At 39.8% G+C, this 14,406-nt stretch carries 15 protein-coding genes; 10 read left to right on the top strand and 5 right to left on the bottom strand.

The features are described from left to right. Positions 1-23: 23 nt before the first annotated feature. Complete coding sequence (gene purH, locus H3T46_RS05775; RefSeq protein WP_198197828.1) at positions 24-1,598, top strand: bifunctional phosphoribosylaminoimidazolecarboxamide formyltransferase/IMP cyclohydrolase; 1,575 nt, start codon at positions 24-26, stop codon at positions 1,596-1,598. Between the two features lie 14 nt (positions 1,599-1,612). Beyond that, complete coding sequence (locus H3T46_RS05770) at positions 1,613-2,158, top strand: hypothetical protein (protein WP_155581015.1); 546 nt, start codon at positions 1,613-1,615, stop codon at positions 2,156-2,158. A gap of 32 nt (positions 2,159-2,190) precedes the next feature. On the opposite strand, the gene H3T46_RS05765 is transcribed toward H3T46_RS05770, so the two are convergent. Genes H3T46_RS05765 through gmk form a run of 4 tightly spaced genes read right to left on the bottom strand, consistent with a single transcriptional unit; the run spans position 2,191 to position 7,056 of the window. Beyond that, positions 2,191-3,696, bottom strand: a complete 1,506-nt coding sequence (locus tag H3T46_RS05765; RefSeq protein ID WP_347400856.1) for a replicative DNA helicase — start codon at positions 3,694-3,696, stop codon at positions 2,191-2,193. 4 nt (positions 3,697-3,700) lie between these two features. Next, positions 3,701-4,912, bottom strand: a complete 1,212-nt coding sequence (locus H3T46_RS05760; RefSeq protein WP_155572381.1) for an AGE family epimerase/isomerase — start codon at positions 4,910-4,912, stop codon at positions 3,701-3,703. A gap of 34 nt (positions 4,913-4,946) precedes the next feature. Continuing rightward, complete coding sequence (rfaE1, locus tag H3T46_RS05755) at positions 4,947-6,392, bottom strand: D-glycero-beta-D-manno-heptose-7-phosphate kinase (protein ID WP_198197980.1); 1,446 nt, start codon at positions 6,390-6,392, stop codon at positions 4,947-4,949. A gap of 7 nt (positions 6,393-6,399) precedes the next feature. Next, a complete protein-coding gene (gmk, locus tag H3T46_RS05750; protein ID WP_155567436.1) occupies positions 6,400-7,056 on the bottom strand; it encodes a guanylate kinase in 657 nt (218 codons plus the stop codon). Between the two features lie 67 nt (positions 7,057-7,123). Here gmk and H3T46_RS05745 point away from each other — a divergent pair, with 67 nt between their 5' ends. Beyond that, on the top strand, positions 7,124-7,924 hold the full coding sequence (locus tag H3T46_RS05745) for an SDR family oxidoreductase (RefSeq protein WP_230882891.1): 801 nt from the start codon (positions 7,124-7,126) through the stop codon (positions 7,922-7,924). A gap of 71 nt (positions 7,925-7,995) precedes the next feature. Beyond that, positions 7,996-9,357 (top strand): MATE family efflux transporter, encoded by a 1,362-nt coding sequence (locus tag H3T46_RS05740; RefSeq protein WP_230873116.1) that lies wholly within the window; start codon positions 7,996-7,998, stop codon positions 9,355-9,357. 9 nt (positions 9,358-9,366) lie between these two features. Here H3T46_RS05740 and H3T46_RS05735 read toward each other — a convergent pair whose 3' ends face one another. Beyond that, positions 9,367-10,860: an oligopeptide:H+ symporter gene (locus H3T46_RS05735; protein ID WP_198197826.1), complete on the bottom strand. Its 1,494-nt coding sequence runs from the start codon at positions 10,858-10,860 to the stop codon at positions 9,367-9,369. A 145-nt stretch (positions 10,861-11,005) separates the two neighbouring features. Here H3T46_RS05735 and H3T46_RS05730 point away from each other — a divergent pair, with 145 nt between their 5' ends. From H3T46_RS05730 to atpF, 6 genes are all read left to right on the top strand, one after another. Continuing rightward, positions 11,006-11,770 (top strand): hypothetical protein, encoded by a 765-nt coding sequence (locus tag H3T46_RS05730; protein WP_198197824.1) that lies wholly within the window; start codon positions 11,006-11,008, stop codon positions 11,768-11,770. Positions 11,771-11,846: 76 nt separating this feature from the next. After that, on the top strand, positions 11,847-12,158 hold the full coding sequence (locus H3T46_RS05725) for an AtpZ/AtpI family protein (RefSeq protein ID WP_110439178.1): 312 nt from the start codon (positions 11,847-11,849) through the stop codon (positions 12,156-12,158). A gap of 28 nt (positions 12,159-12,186) precedes the next feature. Then, a complete protein-coding gene (locus H3T46_RS05720) occupies positions 12,187-12,954 on the top strand; it encodes a F0F1 ATP synthase subunit A (RefSeq protein WP_110439177.1) in 768 nt (255 codons plus the stop codon). A 45-nt stretch (positions 12,955-12,999) separates the two neighbouring features. Beyond that, the gene (locus H3T46_RS05715) at positions 13,000-13,233 is read left to right on the top strand and encodes an ATP synthase subunit C family protein (RefSeq protein WP_110439176.1); all 234 of its coding nucleotides are present in this window, start codon (positions 13,000-13,002) and stop codon (positions 13,231-13,233) included. Positions 13,234-13,246: 13 nt separating this feature from the next. Further along, positions 13,247-13,858, top strand: a complete 612-nt coding sequence (locus tag H3T46_RS05710; protein ID WP_110439175.1) for a hypothetical protein — start codon at positions 13,247-13,249, stop codon at positions 13,856-13,858. 15 nt (positions 13,859-13,873) lie between these two features. Then, on the top strand, positions 13,874-14,383 hold the full coding sequence (atpF, locus tag H3T46_RS05705; RefSeq protein WP_232350014.1) for a F0F1 ATP synthase subunit B: 510 nt from the start codon (positions 13,874-13,876) through the stop codon (positions 14,381-14,383). Positions 14,384-14,406 lie beyond the last annotated feature (23 nt).

The following is a 14,406-nucleotide window of genomic DNA, read 5'->3' as shown; positions in this document are numbered from 1 at the left end:
AATATTAGGTTTGGAATATTAATATGGATCAACAGATTATTCCTGTTCGTCGGGCTTTGATTTCTGTTTCTGATAAAACAGGTTTAATTGATTTGGCCAAGTTATTGGCTGAAAACAGCGTGGAAATCTTGTCAACAGGTGGGACAGCCAATGCACTTCGGGATGCCGGAATAAAAGTGGTGGAGGTTTCGGATTTTACAGGATTTCCGGAAATTCTGGATGGTCGAGTTAAAACACTGGTGCCTCAAATTCATGGTGGGTTATTGGGACGACGTGATCTGGCCAGTCATCAGGAACAAATGAAACAGCATAATATTTTGCCGATTGATTTGTTGTGTGTCAATTTATACCCTTTTGAGGAAACAGTCGTGTCAGGCGCCGGTAAAGAAGATATTATAGAAAATATTGATATCGGTGGTCCAGCTTTAATCAGGGCTGCATCTAAAAACCATAGTCATGTCGCGGTGTTGACGGATGTTCATCAATATGCTGCTTTTAAAGAAGAGATGAAGCAGAATGGTGGAACAACAATACAGCAGCGGCGAAAATGGGCCCAGGCGGCTTATGCCCGGACCGCTGCATATGATGCTGCGATTGCCTGTTGGTTTGCAGGTCAGGCAAAAGATATATTTCCAGAACGCCTAAATTTAAGTGGCCAACGGAAACAGATTTTGCGATACGGGGAAAACCCTCATCAACAGGCTGCTTTTTATATGAATGATGAACAACGTCCGGGTGTTGCAACAGCCCAACAATTACAGGGTAAAGAGCTTTCCTATAATAATCTTAACGATACAGATGCAGCTTTTGAAGCGGTGGCTGAATTTGATAAACCATCTGTTGTTATTGTCAAACATGCAAACCCTTGTGGTGCAGCAAGCGCATCTTCTTTATCAGAAGCTTGGGATTTGGCTTTACGGTGTGATCCTGTTTCTGCTTTTGGAGGAATTATTGCGGTCAATCGTCCATTAGATAAAGAAACCGCACAAAAAATTATAACTATATTTAGTGAAGTGATTATTGCTCCAAAGGTCAATTCAGATGCATTGGAGATCCTTTCAAAGAAAAAGAATGTAAGGGTTTTAGAAACAGGGGCAATGCCTGATCCATTGGCACAAGGTATGACGGTTCGTACTTTGGCGGGTGGGTATCTTTTACAAAATCGTGATAATGGACGACCTTCCGATTTTAAGGTTGTAACTAAACGCGAACCTACTGAAAAGGAAATGGAAGATCTGATTTTTGCCTTTACGATTGGCAAGCATGTTAAATCAAATGCAATTATTTATGTTAAAGATAAAGCGACTGTAGGGATAGGTGCGGGTCAAATGAGTCGTGTCGATTCAGCCAGGATTGCTGCCCACAAAAGTGCGGAAGCAGCTCAAGCAGCCGGTTTAGAAAAACCCATGACCCGGGGAAGTGTTGTTGCTTCAGATGCCTTTTTTCCATTTGCAGACGGTTTGCAGGCTGCCGTAGCGGCAGGAGCCACTGCGGTTATTCAGCCAGGTGGTTCAATGCGTGACAATGAGGTGATTGCGGCCGCAGATGAGGCTGGAATTGCAATGGTTTTTACGGGAATGCGCCATTTCCGTCATTAAAAGGTCAAGGGAAAATGAAACGGATAGGTTTGTTCTGTATTTCTTCTTTATTTCTGTTTGTGCAGTTTGCTTATGCGAAAGAATATCGCTTGAAAAGTCAATTTGATCCAGCTTCGGTTCAATGGTCTAAAACAACAGGAAATGCAGCGGTCGCAGGTATGGGTATCTATCGATTATCCGATGGTACGATGAAAAGTTGTGCAGGACAAACCGTCTATTATTATCCCTATTCTGATTATGTAATGGAACAGTTGCAGTTTAGAATGCGAGGTATTACCAATATCAAGAATTTAAATCCACAGTCTGTTCAATACCGTTTTTCCGTAACTTGTGATCAAGAAGGTGATTTTCACATTGCCTATTTGCCGGCAGGAAAATGGATTTTTGTAATGAATATTCCTGTGGTTAAAAATGATGAAGACTATTCTTTTTACAATCAAGAATCAGATTTAAGTGGTGTCGCTGGGGAAGGGAATGGCATTATTTATCGGATTGTAACCCTTACCCCTCAAAAAGTCACGCAGGTTCCCTTGATTCAGGGGGATGTTAACAGCCATTAACATGAATGGTTTTGTTGATTTTTTTTATTGAATTAATAATCGTGAATTTCGTCAAGATCGGTAAAGCGTGTAAATTCTCCTTCAAAAAAGAGGTCAATTTTACAGGTTGGGCCGTGACGTTGCTTTTCAAGAATGAGTTCTGCTTTATTATGAACCTTATTCATATCTGCTTGCCATTTTTCCAAGGCAATTTGATATTTATCCTCATTTTCAAATGTGGTCGGTTTCGGCATGCGTTGCTGTAAGTAGTATTCATCACGATAGACAAACATGACGCTATCGGCATCCTGTTCAATTGAACCAGATTCTCGTAAGTCTGAAAGTTGCGGACGTTTATCTTCTCGGCTTTCGACTTGTCTTGAAAGTTGTGAAAGTGCAATAACGGGAATGTTAAATTCTTTTGCCAGAGCTTTTAATCCTTGGGTAATTTGTGAAATTTCCAAGACCCGACTTTCAGGTTTACTGCCAACGGATGGACGCATCAGTTGTAAATAGTCGACGACAACCAATCGCAACCCTTTTGTTCGAGATAATCTCCGGCAGCGTGTTCGCATGACGGATAGACTGATTGCAGGTGTATCATCAATATAGAGAGGAAGCTGTGATAATTCTCGGCTGACTTGAACAAAGCGATCAAATTCCTTTTGTCCAATTTCTCCACGACGGATGCGTTCACTTGAAACACGTGATTCCTCGGAAAGTAAACGGGTGGCCAATTGTTCAGAAGACATTTCCAAAGAAAAAATGGCAACAGTTCCTATTTTATGATGATTTGTATCCGATTGAATTTGTGATTCTTGTAAAAGATTCCGTGCTGCATTAAAAGCGATTTTAGTTGCCAGGGCAGTTTTTCCCATGGCAGGCCGACCAGCCAGAATAATTAAGTCAGAAGGATGCAATCCCCCAGTTCTTTTGTCCAAGTCACGTAATCCTGTGGTGAGTCCGGCGATTCCGCTACTGTTTGTAAAAGCCTTTTCAGCAATTGTAATGGCTTCTGTTAATGCATTTTCAAAGGTGACGAAACCACCCTCTTGCCCTTTATGCGTGGCAAGCTGGAAAAGCTTTTCTTCGCCCAAAGAAATCTGATCAGTGCCATTTATTTCAGTATTTGATTGAAAAGCTTCGTTGACAATATCCTCGCCAATATCAATTAACTGTCTTCTTATCCAGGCATCATGAATAATTTTACCATAATCCTTGGCATTAATAATTCCCACCATGGATTGTAACAATTGTCCTAGATAAGCTACTCCGCCAACCTGATCCAATTTTCCCGAATGTTCAAACTCAGCTTTCAAAGTAACGGCATCCGCTATTTGACCGGCTTCAATACGCTTTACAATAGCATCGTAGATTTCTTTATTGATGGGATCTGAAAAATGTTCACCAATCAAAAAATCGGCGATTTTATCATAAGCCTTATTGTTGGTTAGTAAAGCACCAAGCAATGCCTGTTCTGCTTGAATATTGGTTGGAGGCAGTCTTTGAGACATTTCCAACAAAGATGATTTACTAGAACTGGATTCTTTATTACTCACGTTTTTATTGTATCACTTTTTGTTGACTAATGGGGGTGTTAATTGTGGGGAAATCTGTGGATAATGTGGATAAGTTGATTGTTTTATGAAGTTGTATATAGGCACTCATGATATGATAAAATGAACTGGTGGGTATTTTATCGTTTCTATAATGATAGTGATCATCTAATTGATCTTGCCATGTGCCTGACGGGCAGTGGGTAAAATAGCGATATAATAAGTTATGAAGAATTTGGACAAGATGGCGGCAACTTGTTTCATCTTGATTATGAATTGTCGCCCGTAAAGCTTCTGTCTGAACCCATAATCGGGCAGATTTATGGGTTAGTGTCCCGTCTCTTCTTACTTTATCCGCAACGAGTCCGGTTTTTTGATCAATGGCATGTAAACGGTTAAAAAGAAATAGACGGTCAATTTCGTTTTTATAACTGATTCCAGTCAAGCGTTGATATTCGTAAAGCAGCCAAATCCATTCATATTGATGTCCCGGCTCGATACTTTCCCGAGCCATGCAAGGAGCATTAAACCACCCTTCAGTATAATATTCACCTAAAACACCAGCTTGATGATCAAAAAAATGATTTTTAAATAGAGAAATAAGTTTGTGGGCTAAAAGAAGATCTCGTTCATTTTGGGTAACTTCGAACAAGGCCAGCGTTGCTTCCAGGAGATGCATATGCGGGTTTTGTTGACGATATCCGGCAGTCAAGGGGAGAATATTTTTAAAACCACCCTCAGGATAAGCCATAAATTGCAGGATCCATTGTATGGTCTGGCGGGCCTGTTGAATGGGTCTGGGATTATTACTCAATTTTCCATACCAGGCCAGAGAGAAAATGATAAAGGCTAGATCATATAAATCAGAAGCTTTATCAAGAATTTTTCCTTTTCGTGTTAGGGATTTTGCCCAATGTCCCTCACCTTGAAGGGCATTTTGCATAAAAACATATATTCTTTCAGCAATTATGTTGCCCTTTGTCCATCCCAAAAGTCCTGCTTGACTAAAGGTATAAAGTTGACGTGCCTGAACACGCATTCGTTTGTATCCAGGAAAATCAGGTTGTCCATCAAGCTTTAGTTGTTCATGAACTCCGTAAAGAAAAGGGTTTTCTGCGGTTCCATCACATCCTATTGTTCCCCAATATGGTAAGGCCTTATCAAATAACCAGGAAGTAAAGAGGATATAGTATCGGGTTATATTTTGGGAGATAGGCATAATACTTGACTTTTTAGACTCAAATTACATTGATTTATAAATGTTTTATTTTATCAATAATATTGGTGGTTGAAAAACCTTTCTGCAATTCTGTCAAAATAACTTTGCCGTTATATTGTTCAACGATATTCTGTCCAACAACTTCTTTTCCAATATAATCTGCCCCTTTGATTAGAATATCAGGTTTTATATGTTGAATAAGATTAAGGGGGGTATCGTCGTCAAAGGCAACAACGGCATCGACATACCGTATGGCAGAAATGAGTCTGGCGCGTTCTTTTAACGGATTAATAGGTCTTTTGGGTCCTTTTAAACGTTGAATACTTGTATCTGAATTCAGTGCAACGATAAGCCGGTCACATTGTGTGCGTGCTGATTGCAAAAGCGATATATGACCTGTATGGAGGATGTCAAAACATCCATTGGTAAAACCAATAGTAAGCCCCTGTTTTTTCCATTTATTGACTTGAAGGGTCAAATCATTCAGTGAAATCAGTTCAGGTGTAACAAGAGGAAAAGTCTCTTCTGAGGATTGTGCTTTCAGTTCATTTTGAACTTCTGCAATGGTGGCGGTGGAGGTTCCCGCTTTTCCGATTACGACACCAGCAGCTGCATTTGCAATATGCATTGATTCCCTTATGCATAATCCCGAGGCGACCCCCAATGCCAAGGTTGCAATAACTGTATCGCCCGCGCCAGAAACATCAAATACCTCCCTAGCTCGGGAGGGTATATGTTGGATGTTTCTGTTTTTTTCAACTAATGTCATTCCCTTTTCTGATCGCGTGATCAGAATGGCTTGTCCCTGGGTGATATCTAAGAGTTCCTGTCCTGCCTTTTCAAAATCGGTATCAGTTTTCAGGGACATCTGCACGGCCTGGCTTGCTTCAGCAATATTGGGTGTGATACAGGTGGCATGTCTATAAAGGGAAAAATCCCTGGATTTAGGATCAACAAATACAGGCAGGCTGTAATGCTTGGCCCTTTGTGTGATAAACTGAATAATCTCAGGGTGACAGACCCCCTTTCCGTAATCAGATATGATAACAGCCTGAACAGATGGAATATTTTTTTCAATATTTTCAATCAATAGGGTGATTTCTTCGGAATGAAGGGGAATAAGACTTTCTTCATCTGCACGAATGATTTGTTGATTTGCAGCGATAAAGCGCGATTTACAGATAGTTGGGCGATAGGGAGAGGAAATAATGGAATCTTCGGGAATATATTTCGAACGCATTATTTTTTTTATTTTCAATGCATATTCATCATTTCCGACTAATCCAACCAGAACAGCCTTACCATTTAGGGATAAAATATTATTGGCAACATTTCCAACACCGCCCAGCATTTCTTTTTGGCTGTTTAAATGAAGAACAGGTACTGGTGCCTCGGGTGAAATACGCTGGACATTTCCGTAAATAAAGCGGTCCAGCATAATATCGCCTATGCACAGGATGGTTAAGGCTGAAAAATCCATTTTAGTATTATCGCTCATGTTGAAAATTTTGAATGAAAGGGTCTAAAAATAATTGTCTGTCTGTTTTTAATCGTTCGCTGGCTAAAATAGATTCAATTTCTTCAATAGCCTTGTTTAATTGATGATTAATAATAACATAATCGAATTCATTCCAATGGGATATTTCATCCATTGCCTTGTTCATTCTATTGTTAATTTCGTCAATATGGTCTGACCCTCTCAGTTGAAGGCGATTTTTTAGTTCATTAAGTGAGGGGGGCAAGATAAAGATACCTACAACATCATGGGGTAAAGCCTTACGAATCTGTTGATGTCCTTGCCAATCTATGTCAAAGATAAGGTCTTTGCCTTCCGACAATAGTTTTTCGACAGGAGCCCTGGGTGTACCATAACCTCGACCAAAGACGGTTGCCCATTCCAGTAACTCATCATTTTCTGCTTGTTTTTCAAATTCTTCTTGACTGATAAAATGATAATGAACACCGTGTTCCTCACCGGGTCTAGGGTCACGGGTTGTTACTGAGATCGAAGGAAACAAATTGGGTTGAGTCGCCCGGAGAGCATTGGCAATTGTTGATTTTCCAGCACCAGAAGGGGCGGAAAGAACAAAACAGATTCCTCTTTTTCTTGGAGTTGATGTTGATTTGGCTTTAGATTCAGACATACCTTGATATTCCTTGATAAGCAGTAATTATTCAAGCTTATAACAGAAAAGTAAACAATATATGTATATGAAATTACGATCAGTTCTAATCACGGGGGCATCATCAGGTATTGGGTATGCCTTGGCTATTCGGCTTGCCAAACCAGGGGTTATATTGCATTTATCAGGCCGGCGTTCGGATGCTTTGGCAGGATTGGCTGAAAAATGTTGTCAACTGGGTGCCAATGTTCATACGAAAATTATTGATGTCTGCAATCATCAGGAAATGGATGAATGGATTAAATCTGCTGGACAGCTTGATCTTGTATTGGCTTGTGCAGGAATTTCTTTCGTTCCCCATGTTGAGACCCATGCGCATGTTATTCCAGAACCAATTGCACAGTGCTATAAAATCATGCAGACCAATATGAATGGTGTCCTCAATACAGTTCTTCCCGCAATTGAGGTGATGCAAAGACAGGAATGCAATTCAGAACATATACGAGGAAGAATAGCTGCTATTGCCTCAATTGCAAGCTTTTTCACTTCGGCCTGGGCTCCATCTTATTGTGCGTCAAAAGCGGCTGTGGATCGGTTTATGGTGGCGAGTGGTATGGGTTGGTGGAAAAAATGCAGAATTCAGTTAACGAGTGTTTGTTGTGGTTTTGTTGAAACACCGATGACACAAAAAAACAAATTTTATATGCCAGGGAAAATATCGGCGGATAAGGCGGCACAATTGATATTGGAAGGGATAGAAGGACGAAAAAGGCGTGTTATTTTTCCAGTTTGGCTTGCCATTATCGCAAGAATCCTTGATTTGTTTCCTGTTTCTTTTTTGGAAAAAATCTATTTGCCTTATCTTCAGGAACAGGATCGTCATAAATAAAAGATTTATGAATCAATGATCTGTGTGTAAAAGTTTCTATTATTTCTTTAAAATTAAGACCGTGATTTATTATGACAATTTCTGCCAAAGATCCATCAATACATAAACCCCGTTTTTGTGAAGGGTCTATTATGCGGCATGTGATCGTTATGGCCGGAACCGGAACAATTGGGTTAATGGCTGTTTTTCTGGTTGATTTTCTGAATCTTTTTTATATTTCCAGATTGGGGGATACACGTTACACAGCAGCTATTGGTTTTGCCAATGTAATTAACTTTTTGCAGGTGGCGATCTGTATTGGTATGTCTATTGGAATCACGGTCGTGACTGCACGGCTGATTGGGGCCAAAAAACATGATTTGGCAGGTCAGATTATAAATTCGTTTTTATTATTGATGACGGTAATTATGATTGTAATTGGTATTGCGATCATGGTTTTCCGATATCCAATTTTATCTTTGTTAGGGGCACAGGATTTAGTGCTTGAACAAGCCGGTCAGTTTATAGCTATTACTTCCCCCTTTTTATGTTTTATAGGGTTGGGAATGGCATTGTCTGGATTGTTAAGGGCGGTGGGTGATGCAAAAGGATCCATGTATATCACAATTGCAGGAGCCCTGGTCACGGCGGTTTTGGATCCTTTGTTCATTTTATATTTTGGTTGGGGATTGGAAGGAGCGGCAGTAAGTACCGTTTTTTCACGAGCGGCTGTTGCCGTTTTTGGTTTTTATAGTTTGAGGAAGTATCAATTAATTCATAAGCCAGTTTGGAAAAAGATCTTTTCTGATTCTTATCCTGTTTTTGTAATTGCATTTCCTGCGATTTTAACCAATCTAGCGACACCAGCAGGAAACACTTTTGTTATCAAAACAATGGCATCTTTTGGAAGCGATGCAATTGCGGGGCAAACCGCGATTGATCGTATCGTTCCTGTAGCATTTGCGTTTGTATTTGCTTTGACAGGTTCGGTAGGGCCGATTATTTCGCAAAACTTCGGTGCCGGGTTTAGGGATCGGATGTGTGAAACTTTGATGGTCTCGCTAAAATTGGTATGTTTATGTGTTTTATGTGCATGGATCCTTTTTTTTGTTGGAGAGGAATGGATCGTCAAAATGTTTGCGTTAAAGGCGGCAGGTATTGAACTGATGCGGTTATTTTGTCACTGGGTTATTTTAAGCAATTTATTTTTGGGGATGTTATTTGTTTCCAATACGGCTTTTAACAATTTGGGATATCCCTTATTGTCGACCCTGTTTAATTGGGGTAGAGCCACGTTGGGGACAATTCCCTTTGTCTGGTTTGGTGCAACTTATGGCCCGAAAGGAATATTGGTTGGTCAGGCAATTGGGGTTATGCCTTTTGGATTTTTTGCGGTTTTATGCGCTTTTTATGTCTTGCGTAATATTAAAATAAACATGGTTTCGTATCAATGAAATCTCATTTCATATTTGATTGGTTTTAAAATTACGATCCCATTTTTGAATAAGGGGATATAAAACAACCAGCAAAATCAAGACAATAATGGCAGCGATAAAAAGATTTAAAAATAAATTTTGATATAATTGAAGTGTAAGATGGTCAGTTGCTGTATTGATATTTTTTGAGGCTGCAAGATTTGCGATTTTACTGCCTATGTAAAGGGAGATACCTGAAGCCATGAAATAAGATCCGGTCATAAACCCATTCATGGATGCCGGGACATAGCGGGCAATGACTGCCAAACCGAGACCACTGGTTAAAAGTTCTCCCAGAGAAAGGAAAAAATAACCATATATCATAACCCAGGAGGATAATTGTGGAGTTGTGCTTCTAAAACAGGCAAACCACCAAATACCAAAGGCGAAGGCGACAAAACTGAAACCGGTAATGAATTTTGTGGCAATGGAAATATCATATGATTGCCTGTTTATATAGTCATATAGTTTTGCCAGAATGGGGCTGAGAATGATAATCGCAATGGGATTGAGCGCCTGAAACTGTCCCGAAGACCAATTGAAAAGATGATATGATCCGATATAAAAAGCGGGATTTATATTCCGTTGCGCGAACAAGGTCAAAGATGTTGACATTTGTTGATAGAAAATAAAGTAAAGCATTCCTTCCAGAGTTAGGATATACATTATTTTTAGACCATAACGATTTGATGAATCAATCCTGTAATACATGATGATCCATAAAAGAAAGATCAGTATAGCCGCAGCCCACATACATGCAGCAATCAAGGTTGCCGATTGAATCAGAAAGGTCATTCCGGAAATAAAGGTGACAATCCCTAGAAAAATCAGACCTTGAACCGGCCAGGATAATGGATCCTGATCTTTCTTGGGCAAATAGGGATTTAATCTTTTATGTGTGGCAAAATAATTGAGAATGCCAAGGACAAGTCCTATAAAACAGGTGATAAAGGCAGCGGACCATCCATAATAGTCTTTAAGAATTGGACAGAGAAGCATGGAAACGGTCGAGCCAACATTGACTGCCATATAATAAAGGGTAAAGGCAATGTCCAGTTGATCATCGTTTTGATCATAAATGCGTCGAACCAGCGTTGCCGCATTGGGTTTAAAAAGACCGTTTCCTGTACTGATGACAGCCATGGTAAGATATAGAATGGCTGTATCATGGGTTGCCTCTGCCAATAAAAGATAGCCCATTGCAAGAATTATGCTGCCATAAAGCATCGCTCTTCTGTTTCCAATGATTTTATCGCCAATCCATCCCCCAAGTACTGGTGCGGCATAAGTCATCGCTGAAAATGCACCGATTAGAAGATTGGCATTCTGATCATTGAAATGCATTCTGTTAATGAGGAACAGCACTAAAATGCTTTGCATACCGTAATAGCCAAAGCGCTCCCATAATTCGATGAAAAGGACAACGGAGAAAGCTCTATTTTTCTCCCTGAAAGGATGGATGGTTACAGAAGAGGTATGCACATGTGTCTCGGTCTAAAAAAGGATATTATTATAAAAAAATTGATTGTTTCTCATTTTGAAGTAAACAGTATATAATTACAGAAAACCATAAATATGTGTATATTCGTATTAAATTTATTAAATTTATTTAGGTTTGTGGTCGTTTATGAAAAACAATCAATGGAAATTAGCCGGCTGTTTTTTGGTAAGTTCTGTCTTTGTTAATGCCAATCTGTCAGAAAGCCAGGCCAGGCCAGAAAATGGAAATATACATCATATACGGGAGGTTGATCCGGTTCAGAAAAATAATCGGGTTGCAAAAACTGTTCTGGATTTTTCAGTATTGCCTGTTGTTAAGGGAAATGTTGCACAATATCTTCCTACCCCTTATGGCAATTTGGGTGGATTGTTATTGACGGATGGAACGCAAATCATATTTTCCACAATGTTTGGGGAAATTGTGAAATCCTTTGTTCATCCGGGTCAGGACGTGGTGATTCGTGGGTTGAAAGCCTATTCATTACCTTTTGTCCAGGCTTTTGTGATTATCAATCAACGTGGAGAACAGATTGAGGAGGATAGTCCCGAGGCAAAATTTTCACCTGTACCTATTATTGGACCAGATTTGTCTGTAAATGGTATAGTCAAGCAAGTTTTATATAATTTGCAAGGTGAAAAAATGGGTGTTGTTTTAAAGGATGGAACAGTTATTTATATTCGCTCTTCTGATGTTAAAAAACTTGATTTTATTTTGAGTGTAGGTCAGAAAATTTATGTTAGCGGGATGGGAAATGTCAATTCTCTGGGTAAAGCGTTACAGGCAAGGATAATCGGTAAGACGGAAAATACCATGGTAGAATTGTCGCAATTTAATGTTCCACCAGCTGGTGCCCCTGCAGGAAGTCCATCGTATGATTATATTCCGCAGTAATTTTCTTTGAAATTGATTTTTGAAGAAGTGTTTGGATCAGTTATTGATCTCAGTTTGGAGGTTTGAAGCTATAACAATGAATCAGGAAAAGAATCAGTTTGATGCCTTTGATCAGAAATTGAATAGTTTTGAAGATCGATTAAATCCACGCTCTTCAAAAAAACGAGAAAAAAAAACAGAATATGGCGCTAATCCTTGGTTTTTTGCCTGTCGTGCTGGTGTAGAAGTAGTATCTGCCTTTATTGTCGGTCTTGTAATAGGATATGGATTGGATTATTGGTTATCAACAAAACCAGTTTTTATTCTTATATTTTCAGTTTTAGGAATGATTGCGGGCATTTTTAATATCTGGCATCTTGTTAAACCTAATGATATAAGGTTAAAATAAATGCTATTTTTGGTAAGATTCGGTTTATATTGGGAGAAAATTAGTGGCCGGTCATAATATAGACGCGCTCGGTCAATTTGAGTTGCATCCAGTTTTTGGAACCTTGGGTGAAACAATCCGTTTCAGCCAGTCAGAATTAATGATGGTGATTGCAGCAGTAATTGTCCCGGTCGCTATTTATTTTGGCATGCGTCGTAAGGCAGTGGTTCCCGGTCGTTATCAGGCGGCAACAGAGATACTATATGAATTTGTATATAGTATGGCTGTGGGAACCATGGGTGAAAAGGGCAAAGGGTTTTTCCCATTTATATTCGCATTGTTTTTCTTCATCCTGACGGGGAATTATCTTGGGCTTTTGCCTTTTTCTTTCGCTTTTACCAGTCATATCGTTGTAACGGTAAGCTTGGCCTTGATGGTGTTTGTCTTGGCAATCATTGTTTCCCTCAAAAATCAGGGACTGAAATTTTTTGCCCATTTCATGCCTGCTGGAGCGCCAATTTTAATGGCCCCGTTATTGGTGCCCATTGAAATCCTGTCCTATTTGTCGAGACCTGTCAGCCTGTCTATTCGTTTGTTTGCGAATATGGTTGCTGGTCACGTCATGTTGGAAATGTTTGCTGCTTTCACGATTATGTTGGCTGCTGGATTGGGATTGGCTGTTGGCGGTTTTTTAGGTATATTTCCTATTTTGCTCAATATAGCCTTATTTGCCCTTGAACTATTGGTTGGTGCATTGCAAGCTTATGTATTTACAATCCTTACCTGTATGTATTTACAAGAAGCCGTTCATCATTAACTTTGGGTTTCGTTTACTTTATTTTTAATAACAAGGAAAAAACAAATGGATCATTCGCTTCTTTTGGCTGCAAAACAGATTGGTGCCGGCCTCGCTGTTATCGCTCTTTCCGGTGTTGGTATTGGTATTGGTAATATTTTTGCAACTCTGGTAAGCAGTATTGCTCGCAATCCAGCTTCACGTTCTCATGTATTTGGTTTGGGAATGTTGGGCTTTGCTCTTACAGAAGCTGTGGCTCTTTACGCACTCCTGATCGCCTTTCTTATTCTGTTCATGTAAAGGGTTCTTTTATATGAGACGCTTTTCAGTCTTTTTTACCCGTCTGGCGGCGTCTCTCGTGGCGGGGGGATGTGCAAGCCTGTTGCTGGCACCTGTTTTTGCTACGAATGCCAGAGCTGCTGGCATGCCCCAGATGGACTTTAAAAACCCATTGGTAATGGGTCAATTTTTTTGGGTATTGATTATTTTCTTTTGTTTATTTCTGGTGGTGAAATATTTTTCAATTCCTCAGGTTGAAAATGTCATTTCTCATCGTCGTTCAAAAATTGATCAAGACTTGAATTCCGCACGTCAGGCTAAGGCACAGGCTGATAAAGCTGTCGCTGCATTAAATAAAACACGTCATGATGCTGCCCTGGAAGCGCAAAGACATGTTGATGCTATTTTACAGGAAACCAAAGCAGATTCTGCAAAAAAAATGCAGGAATTGCAAGGTAAGCTTGATCAGGAAATGAAGAATACTGAAAAACGCATCATTGAAGCTCGAAATAAAGCCCTGACCCAGGTTGATCAAATGTCAAAAGAGGTTGCGTATCTTTTGGTGAAGAAAATGCTGAATGAAGAGATAGATAGCGGCGTTATTGATCAAAAGATCAGACAATTTGTCCCTTCGTCTTCACATTAAACAAGCAGAGAGAGTATGATGCTTTTTTTACAAGAACCACGTTTTTGGGCTGCTATTGCATTTATTTTATTCTTTGTCCTGTTTGGTAAAAAGATTTGGCGCCCCTTGGCTGCAATGATGGATAAACGGTCTGCACAGATACAGGCGGCACTGGAAGAGGCCAGCCGTTTGCGTCGGGAAGCTGAAGAAATATATACGAATGCCAGAAAAGAGCATGAGGCTGCCAAAGAAGAGGCAGAGAGAATGTTGCAAAATTCCAAGGAAATTGCAGCCCGTATTGCTGCCAAAGCAAAAAAGGATGCAGAATTTGCGGCTGAACGTCATGAACAGCTTATTCGCCAAAGAATGGCCGCTTCTGAACAAGAAGCCATTTCAGTTGTTCGTAAAGAGGTCGCTGAAATTGCTGTAAAAGCTGCAAGAGAAGTAATTGCATCTGTTATGACTGAGGAAAAAGATAAGTCCTTAATTGATCATGCAATTGCTGAAGTTCCCAAGATGTTGGCCAAAGATCAATATAATGCCTAATTTTATTCGTCTCGTTCATGCAC

It is taken from the genome of Commensalibacter sp. M0133 (genome assembly GCF_016101485.1).
Taxonomy (GTDB): Bacteria; Pseudomonadota; Alphaproteobacteria; order Acetobacterales; family Acetobacteraceae; genus Commensalibacter; species Commensalibacter melissae.
This window is presented reverse-complemented; position numbering and strand designations above follow the sequence as displayed.

Excerpts from the sequence above, each read along its gene's own strand:
- atpF (WP_232350014.1), top strand. The coding sequence starts at position 13,874 with ATGATGCTTTTTTTACAAGAACCACGTTTTTGGGCTGCTATTGCATTT.
- H3T46_RS05770 (WP_155581015.1), top strand. The coding sequence starts at position 1,613 with ATGAAACGGATAGGTTTGTTCTGTATTTCTTCTTTATTTCTGTTTGTG.
- gmk (WP_155567436.1), bottom strand. The coding sequence starts at position 7,056 with ATGTCTGAATCTAAAGCCAAATCAACATCAACTCCAAGAAAAAGAGGA.
- H3T46_RS05760 (WP_155572381.1), bottom strand. The coding sequence starts at position 4,912 with ATGCCTATCTCCCAAAATATAACCCGATACTATATCCTCTTTACTTCC.
- H3T46_RS05730 (WP_198197824.1), top strand. The coding sequence starts at position 11,006 with ATGAAAAACAATCAATGGAAATTAGCCGGCTGTTTTTTGGTAAGTTCT.
- H3T46_RS05725 (WP_110439178.1), top strand. The coding sequence starts at position 11,847 with ATGAATCAGGAAAAGAATCAGTTTGATGCCTTTGATCAGAAATTGAAT.
- rfaE1 (WP_198197980.1), bottom strand. The coding sequence starts at position 6,392 with ATGGATTTTTCAGCCTTAACCATCCTGTGCATAGGCGATATTATGCTG.
- H3T46_RS05710 (WP_110439175.1), top strand. The coding sequence starts at position 13,247 with ATGAGACGCTTTTCAGTCTTTTTTACCCGTCTGGCGGCGTCTCTCGTG.
- purH (WP_198197828.1), top strand. The coding sequence starts at position 24 with ATGGATCAACAGATTATTCCTGTTCGTCGGGCTTTGATTTCTGTTTCT.
- H3T46_RS05715 (WP_110439176.1), top strand. The coding sequence starts at position 13,000 with ATGGATCATTCGCTTCTTTTGGCTGCAAAACAGATTGGTGCCGGCCTC.
- H3T46_RS05740 (WP_230873116.1), top strand. The coding sequence starts at position 7,996 with ATGACAATTTCTGCCAAAGATCCATCAATACATAAACCCCGTTTTTGT.
- H3T46_RS05745 (WP_230882891.1), top strand. The coding sequence starts at position 7,124 with ATGAAATTACGATCAGTTCTAATCACGGGGGCATCATCAGGTATTGGG.